Source organism: Sphingomonas sp. (assembly GCF_031426035.1).
Lineage (GTDB): Bacteria > Pseudomonadota > Alphaproteobacteria > Sphingomonadales > Sphingomonadaceae > Sphingomicrobium.
This window is the reverse complement of record NZ_JANPKO010000087.1, coordinates 24,674-31,494: the sequence shown is the minus strand read 5'-3', so window position 1 is coordinate 31,494 and position 6,821 is coordinate 24,674. Positions and strand designations below refer to the sequence as shown.

Here is a 6,821-nt window from a genome sequence, read left to right as displayed (position 1 = left end):
TCGAATCGACGATTATAGGCGCCACCGGGGGGCCGCTGCGCCTGTTGCGTCCCGGCCCGATCGAAATCGCCGCGGAACTGGCCGATACCGGAAAAATCGAAGCCCCGGGCCAGCTCGCCAGCCATTACGCGCCGGGCAAGCCGCTGCGGCTCGATGCGCTAACCCGTGAGGCGGACGAATATCTGATCGGCTTCGGCCCGGTTGCGGGCAATGCGTCGCTCAGCGCGGGCGGCGACCTGGTCGAAGCCGCGGCGAACCTGTTCGACCTGCTGCACCGCGCTGACGAGTCGCCAAAGCCGCGCATCGCGGTCGCGCCGGTGCCGCGTGACGGGCTCGGCGCGGCGATCAACGACCGCCTCGCCCGCGGCGCTGCCCCGCGCTAGGCGTTGGCGCCCGCGTTTTTCAGTCGCGCCTGGAAACTTTTGCGCAATTTCCGAAGCTTGGGCGGGATGGTTGCGATGCAGTATGGATTGCGCTGGCCTTCGTTGGCCCAATAATCCTGGTGATAATCCTCGGCCGGGTACCACTCGCCTTGGGGCTCGATGGTGGTCACCACGCGGCCGCCTTGCTCCTCGTTGGCGGTGGCCAGCGCGGCGCGCGCCTGCGCTTCTTGCTCGGCATCCAGAGGGAAGATCGCCGAGCGGTACTGGGTGCCGACGTCGTTGCCCTGGCGGTTGAGCTGGGTGGGATCGTGGGTGGCGAAAAAGATTTCGAGCAATTGCGCGTAGCTGATCACGTGCGGATCGAAGGTCACGCGGATCGCCTCGGCGTGTCCGGTGTCGCCGCCGCACACCTGCTTGTAGGTCGGGTTGATGACCTCGCCGCCGGTGTAGCCGCTCTCGACCTTTTCGACCCCGGCGACATCGAGAAACACCGCCTCGGTGCACCAGAAACATCCGCCCGCGAATATTGCTACTTGCTGCGCCATCGTCCGCTCCATCGTTGAAGTTGGAGCAAAGATAGGATTGCGCGCGCCTATTTGCGAGCGGAGGCGGCTAGTTCTTGCGCAAGCTCGCCTTGAGGCTGGCCAGCTCGAGCCGCTTGCCGACCCACTCGGCGAGCTCCTCGAAGGTCAAAGGGGTGTCGAACAGGATGCCGGCGCGACGTTCGGAGTACCAGCGCACCTCGCCGCGCACCGGCCGCAGGCTCTCGACCACCACGACGACCTGCTTGCCGAGGCAATATTCGTCGACCGGCTCGACCTTGATCCCGCCGAGCGAGATATCGTGGACGTCGACGGTGTAATAGAGCTTGCCGATCTTGAGCGACGCCTTGCACCCGACTTCCAGCCGCGGCGGGCGCGCGCGGAAACCGTGGCGCGGCTTGCGCCCGGCGAGCAGCTCGCCAAGGTCGACATTGTTGTCGAACTTCAACCCGACCATGCCGTCGCGGATCCACACCACGCTGGCGGGGATCTTCTGCGCCGACATTTCGATCGCGACCGCCTCGCCGACGTCGGTCACCGCGACGGTTTCGGCCATCAGACCGCCGGCCGAGACGTTGCGAACGCGCAGCAATTGCTCGCCGCGCGGGGTGACCATCTTGGCCAGGCGCAGCATCGGAAGCACCCGGTCGTCGAGTCGTTCGCCCGGTCGCGGAACCGCCGTGCTGAGCGAAAAAGTGGTAGATTCGAACGCGCTCTCGTCGTCGACGGCCGAGCGCGCCGGCTTCCGGCGGATCAGTGATCCGAACATCCTTGGTTCCTCCCGCACGGGGAAATACGCAATTGGTCAGCGAACCTAGGGCGCGGCGGGTTAAAAAGCCGTTGCGAAGGCCCGCGAAAGATGCGCACTGTCGTCCCCCCGACAGGCCCAGGGAGCGGGAATGACGATGAAGCAGCCCGAGCTGCTGCTGATCGACGATGAGCCGGCGCTTGTCGAATTCTTCGCCAACGCCGCCAGCGAGTGCGGCTTCGAGCCCAAAATCGCATCGAACGACCGCGAATTCCGCGACCGCTTCATCGCCAGCAGGCCCGACATGGTCAGCCTCGACCTCGGCATGCCGGGGATGGACGGCGTCGAGCTGCTGCGTTTCCTCGCCGACCAGCAATTCACCGCGCCGGTGCTGATCATCAGCGGCTTCGACCGCCGCGTGCTCGAATCCGCCTTCCGGCTCGGCGAAGCGCTTGGCCTGACCATGGCCGGCCCGCTGCCCAAGCCGGTGCGGCTCGAGGACCTCGAGGAAACGCTGACGCGACTGAAGCCGACGCTCGCCACATGAGCGAACCAGGCGACGCCGCCGTGCTGGCCGCGCTGGGGCCCGCGATAGAACGCGGCGGGCTGACCATGGCGTATCAGCCCAAGGCCAGTCTCGGCGACGGCACGCTGGCCAGCGTCGAGGCGCTGGTGCGGTGGGACGACCCGGTGCTGGGCCCGGTCTCGCCGACGCGGTTCGTGCCGCTGGCGGAGGAGCATGGCCTGATCGACGCGCTGACCGACTGGGGTTTGCGCGCGACGCTGAGCCAGTCGGTGGCGTGGCAGAAGCGCGGCCTGCGCACGCGCGTCGCCTTCAACATCTCGGCGATCAGCCTGCAGCGGCTCGATTTTCCCGACATGGTCGAGGCGATGTGCGCCGAGCTGGGCGTGCCTAACGAGCGGTTGGTGCTCGAGCTGACCGAGGGCGCGACGCAGCCTTTGATCAAGCTGATGGACACGTTGACGCGTTTTCGCATCAAGGGCTTCGGGCTCGCCATCGACGATTTCGGCACCGGCTTCTCGTCGATGATGCAATTGCGCCAATTGCCGTTCACCGAGGTCAAGATCGACCGCTCGTTCGTGGCCGACGCGGTGACCGCCAGCGACTCCCGGCTGATCGTCCAGTCGATCGTCGGGCTTGCCCACGGGCTTGGCCTCAGCTCCACCGCGGAGGGGGTCGAGACGGTCGCCCAGCTGCGGCTAATGCGCGAGCTCGGCTGCGACTTGGTCCAGGGCTATCTGGTGTCGCCGCCGATCGCCGCCGAGGGGCTCAAAGCGTGGCAGGTCGAATTCGCCGCGCGCTGGCCGGTGCTGACCGGCGAGGAAAGCCTGGCACTATGGAGCGACGTCGAACCGAATGCCCTGCGCTAGCGGCAAATCGTCGCCGTAGTTGATGGTGTTGGTCGCGCGCCGCATGTAGGCGCGCCAGCTGTCCGAGCCGCTCTCGCGCCCGCCGCCGGTCTCCTTCTCGCCGCCGAACGCGCCGCCGATCTCGGCCCCAGACGGGCCGATGTTGACGTTGGCGATGCCGCAGTCCGAGCCGGACGCGGACAGAAACCGCTCGGCTTCCTTGAGGTCGTTAGTGAAGATCGACGAGCTCAGCCCTTGCGGCACCGCATTGTTGAGCGCGATCGCCTCGTCGAGGTCGCGGTAGCGCAGGACATAGAGGATCGGCGCAAAGGTCTCCTTGAGCACGCTGCCCTCGTGGCGCTCGAGCTCGACCAGCGCGGGGCGGATATAGACTCCGCCGGGGACCGCCTCGACCGGCTCGATGGCATCGCCGAGCACCGCCGCCATCGCGTCGAATGCGCCCTGATCGACCAGCGGGCCGACCAGCGTGTCCGCGTCGCGCGGATCGCCGACCTTCACGGTGGCGAACAGTTGCCGCACGCGCGCCACCAGTGCGTCGGCGATGCTGTCGTGGACGATCAGCCGGCGCAAGGTCGTGCAGCGCTGACCGGCGGTGCCGGCGGCTGAGAACAGGATCGCGCGTTCGGCCAGCGGGAGGTCGGCCGAGGGGGCGACGATCATCGCGTTGTTGCCGCCCAGCTCGAGCAGGCTGCGGCCGAAGCGCGCGGCGAGGCGGGGCCCAACCGCGCGGCCCATCGCGGTCGACCCGGTCGCCGACACCAAGGCGATGCGCGGATCGTCGACCAGCGCCTCGCCGACCTCGCGCCCGCCCTGGACGCATTGCAGAAGGCCTTCGGGAGCATCGCCGAATTTGGCAAGCGCGCGCTGCGCCAGCGCCATCACCGCTGCGGCGGACAGCGGGGTCTTCTCGCTCGGCTTCCACACCACCGGGTCGCCGCACACCAACGCCAGCGCGGCGTTCCACGCCCATACCGCGACGGGGAAATTGAACGCGCTGATGACCAATACCGGGCCGAGCGGGTGCCATTGCTCGATCATTCGGTGGTTGGGGCGCTCGCTGGCGATCACCAGCCCGTAGAGTTGGCGCGACAGGCCGACCGCGAAGTCGCAGATGTCGATCATTTCCTGGACCTCGCCGAGGCCCTCCTGGACGATTTTTCCCGCTTCCAGCGTGACCAGCCGGGCGAGCGGCTCTTTCGCCGCGCGCAATTCGTCGCCGAGCAGCCGCACCAGCTCGCCGCGGCGCGGCGCCGGGACGGTGCGCCAGGCGAGGAACGCCGCTTGCGCTCGCTCGGCGGCTCTGCCGGCGTCGCCGACCGCTACGCGGCCGATCGGCTGGCCATCGATCGGCGATGCGCTGACCAGGTCACCCGTCGAGGCGTCGACGCCAAGGTCGCGCAGGATGTTCGCGGCTTCGTCGGCTGGGGTCATGCGAACAGCTCCTTGACGCGCGCCATCGCCGCAACCCCGGCGTCGATCGTGTCGTCACGCTTGGCAAAGCACAGGCGAACGAGATGGCGAGCAGGGTTATCCTCGGCAAACGGCGACAGCGGGACCACGGCGACCCCGGCTTGCGCGACCGCGGCGGCGGCGAACGCCTCGTCGTCAGCGGCAATTCCCGACGCGGCGAGGTCGACGCACAGGAAATAGGTCGAGGCAGCGTCGAGCACGGTGAAGCCTGCCGTGCGCAGGCCCGCCGTCATGCGGTCGCGGGCGCGCGCGAAGCGGTCGCGCATCGGCGCGATCCAGGCGTCGCCGTCGGTTAGCCCGAATGCGACCGCCGCCTGAAGGTTGGGCGCGGTGGCGAAGGTCAGGAACTGGTGCGCGCGCGCCGCCACCCCGGCCAGCTCGGGCGCGGCGACCAGCCACCCGACTTTCCACCCGGTCAGCGAGAAGATTTTTCCGGCTGACCCGACTTTGATCACGCGCCCAGCCATCCCCGGCAGGGTCGCCAGCGGGATGAATTGCTGCCCGTCGAGCAGGATATGCTCCCACACCTCGTCGCTGATCACGATCAGGTCGTGCTCGCGGGCCGCCGAGGCGATGATCTCGAGTTCGTCGGCGTCGAAGAAACGTCCGGTCGGGTTGTGCGGGTTGTTGAACAAGATGGCGCGGGTGTCGGGGGTGATCGCGGTCTCGAGCGCGGCGCGCTCGATCCGCCAGCCGGGCGGCTGGAGCGCGATCTCGCGCACCACCCCGCCGCCGCGCCGCACAATCGGCGCGTAGCTGTCGTAGGCGGGGGTGAACACGATCACTTCATCGCCCGGCGAGACCGTGGCGAGGATGGCCGCGCCGAGCGCCTCGGTCGCGCCGCTGGTGACGCACACGTTGGCCGCATCGAGCGCGACGCCGTGATGGCGGCCGTAATGCGCGGCGACCGCCTCGCGCAACTCGGGCAGCCCGCGCGATGGGGCGTATTGGTTGGAGCGCTCGATCAGTGCGCGCGCGGCGGCATCGAGGATTTCGTCGGGCCACCCGAAGTCGGGGAATCCCTGGCCGAGGTTGATCGCCTGATGCGTCGCCGCGAGGCCCGACATGCGCTCGAACACGCTGACCTGCATCGCCTCGTACAGCGGGTTCACTTGAGCACCCCTCCAGCGCGTAATTCGGCGATCTCCTGCGGGGAAAAGCCGAGCCCGACAAGGATTGCATCGCCGTCCGCGCCTTCTTGGCCCGGCGCATGCGGCGGATCGCACGGCGTCGCCGAATAGCGCGGCGCGGGGCCCGGCTGGATTACGCCGTCGAGGTCGATGAAGGTGCCGCGCGCGCGGTTGTGCGGGTGGGCCGGGGCTTCGCTGAGGTCGAGCACCGGGGCGACGCATGCATCGCTGCCGGCGAAATGCGTTTCCCACTCGTCGCGCGAGCGGGTTGCGATGGCCGCCGCGATGTCTTCCCTGCCAGCCTCCATGCCGAGGCCGAGGCCGTCGAGCAGCGCCGCGCGGAACTGCGGCTCGATCGCGCCCAGCGCGAGGAATTTGCCGTCTGCGCATCGGTAAATCGCGTAGGTCGGCGAGCCGCCGTCGAGCAGGTTCGCCTCGCGCTGGTCGCACCATTGGCCCGCCGCGCGGAGGCCATAGGTCAGCCCGCCGACCAGCGCCGCTCCGTCGCTCATCGCGGCGTCGATCACCTGCCCCGCGCCGCCGCGCTGGACGGCGAGCAGCGCCGCGACCATGCCGAACGCGAGCATCATCCCGCCACCGGCGTAATCGGCGAGGTAATTGACCGGCGCGACCGGGCGCTCGGCGGGGCCGATGCCGTGAAGCAGGCCGGTGATCGCGAGGTAATCGATGTCGTGGCCTGCCGATTGCGCGAGCGGCCCGTCCTGCCCCCAGCCGGTAACGCGCCCGTAGACCAGCCGCGGATTGGCCGCGATCAGCGCCTCGGGGCCGAGCCCGAGCCGCTCCATGACGCCGGGCCGATAGCCCTCGATCAGCCCGTCGGCGGTCGCCGCGAGCCGCCGCACCACCTCGCGCCCCGCGTCCTGCTTGAGATCGAGCGAGATGCTCCGCCGCGAACGCCGCAGCGGGTCGCCGGCAAATCCGATCATTCCCGCGCGCTCGACGCGGATCACCTCGGCGCCATGATCCGCCAGCATCATCGCGGCGAACGGCGCCGGGCCGATCCCGCCCAGCTCGACGATGGTCAATCCTGTCAGCGGCCCGGCCATGGCCGCCTGATGCACCGCGCCGCGGCCAATCGACAAGCGCCGCAACTTTCGGGTGGCTGAAACATTGGATTTTCAAATGGAAGAAGGAC

Annotated in this window: 8 protein-coding genes; 3 read left to right on the top strand and 5 right to left on the bottom strand. The window is 68.8% G+C overall.

Features of this window, described 5'->3' with window-relative positions; translation table 11 throughout:
* Window positions 1-383, top strand: a 383-nt coding sequence (locus tag RMP08_RS06055; RefSeq protein WP_310468094.1) for a Sua5 family C-terminal domain-containing protein, incomplete at its 5' end; no start/stop codon positions are given.
* Here the strand turns inward: RMP08_RS06055 and msrA are convergent.
* Together msrA and RMP08_RS06045 are read right to left on the bottom strand one after the other, a co-directional pair.
* Window positions 380-928, bottom strand: a complete 549-nt coding sequence (gene msrA / locus RMP08_RS06050; RefSeq protein WP_310468093.1) for a peptide-methionine (S)-S-oxide reductase MsrA — start codon at window positions 926-928, stop codon at window positions 380-382. The genes RMP08_RS06055 and msrA overlap by 4 nt on opposite strands.
* A 67-nt stretch (window positions 929-995) precedes the next feature.
* Window positions 996-1,694: a PilZ domain-containing protein gene (locus RMP08_RS06045; protein ID WP_310468092.1), complete on the bottom strand. Its 699-nt coding sequence runs from the start codon at window positions 1,692-1,694 to the stop codon at window positions 996-998.
* 130 nt (window positions 1,695-1,824) lie between these two features.
* On the opposite strand from RMP08_RS06045, the gene RMP08_RS06040 reads away from it, so the two are divergent.
* Both RMP08_RS06040 and RMP08_RS06035 read left to right on the top strand, forming a co-directional pair.
* Window positions 1,825-2,220, top strand: a complete 396-nt coding sequence (locus tag RMP08_RS06040; protein ID WP_310468091.1) for a response regulator — start codon at window positions 1,825-1,827, stop codon at window positions 2,218-2,220.
* Window positions 2,217-3,065: an EAL domain-containing protein gene (locus tag RMP08_RS06035; RefSeq protein WP_310468090.1), complete on the top strand. Its 849-nt coding sequence runs from the start codon at window positions 2,217-2,219 to the stop codon at window positions 3,063-3,065. The genes RMP08_RS06040 and RMP08_RS06035 overlap by 4 nt, the downstream gene beginning before the upstream one ends.
* Here the strand turns inward: RMP08_RS06035 and RMP08_RS06030 are convergent.
* The 3 genes from RMP08_RS06030 to RMP08_RS06020 are packed head-to-tail and all read right to left on the bottom strand — an operon-like array spanning window position 3,030 to window position 6,732.
* On the bottom strand, window positions 3,030-4,496 hold the full coding sequence (locus tag RMP08_RS06030; protein ID WP_310468089.1) for an aldehyde dehydrogenase family protein: 1,467 nt from the start codon (window positions 4,494-4,496) through the stop codon (window positions 3,030-3,032). The genes RMP08_RS06035 and RMP08_RS06030 overlap by 36 nt on opposite strands.
* Window positions 4,493-5,647 carry an aminotransferase gene (locus RMP08_RS06025; RefSeq protein ID WP_310468088.1) on the bottom strand — a complete coding sequence of 385 codons (1,155 nt, stop codon included), beginning with the start codon at window positions 5,645-5,647 and terminating at the stop codon, window positions 4,493-4,495. Before RMP08_RS06025 ends, RMP08_RS06030 begins: the two co-directional genes overlap by 4 nt.
* On the bottom strand, window positions 5,644-6,732 hold the full coding sequence (locus tag RMP08_RS06020; RefSeq protein ID WP_310468087.1) for a CaiB/BaiF CoA-transferase family protein: 1,089 nt from the start codon (window positions 6,730-6,732) through the stop codon (window positions 5,644-5,646). Before RMP08_RS06020 ends, RMP08_RS06025 begins: the two co-directional genes overlap by 4 nt.
* Window positions 6,733-6,821 lie beyond the last annotated feature (89 nt).

Excerpts from the sequence above, each read along its gene's own strand:
- RMP08_RS06030 (WP_310468089.1), bottom strand. The coding sequence starts at position 4,496 with ATGACCCCAGCCGACGAAGCCGCGAACATCCTGCGCGACCTTGGCGTC.
- RMP08_RS06040 (WP_310468091.1), top strand. The coding sequence starts at position 1,825 with ATGACGATGAAGCAGCCCGAGCTGCTGCTGATCGACGATGAGCCGGCG.
- RMP08_RS06045 (WP_310468092.1), bottom strand. The coding sequence starts at position 1,694 with ATGTTCGGATCACTGATCCGCCGGAAGCCGGCGCGCTCGGCCGTCGAC.
- RMP08_RS06020 (WP_310468087.1), bottom strand. The coding sequence starts at position 6,732 with ATGGCCGGGCCGCTGACAGGATTGACCATCGTCGAGCTGGGCGGGATC.
- RMP08_RS06035 (WP_310468090.1), top strand. The coding sequence starts at position 2,217 with ATGAGCGAACCAGGCGACGCCGCCGTGCTGGCCGCGCTGGGGCCCGCG.
- msrA (WP_310468093.1), bottom strand. The coding sequence starts at position 928 with ATGGCGCAGCAAGTAGCAATATTCGCGGGCGGATGTTTCTGGTGCACC.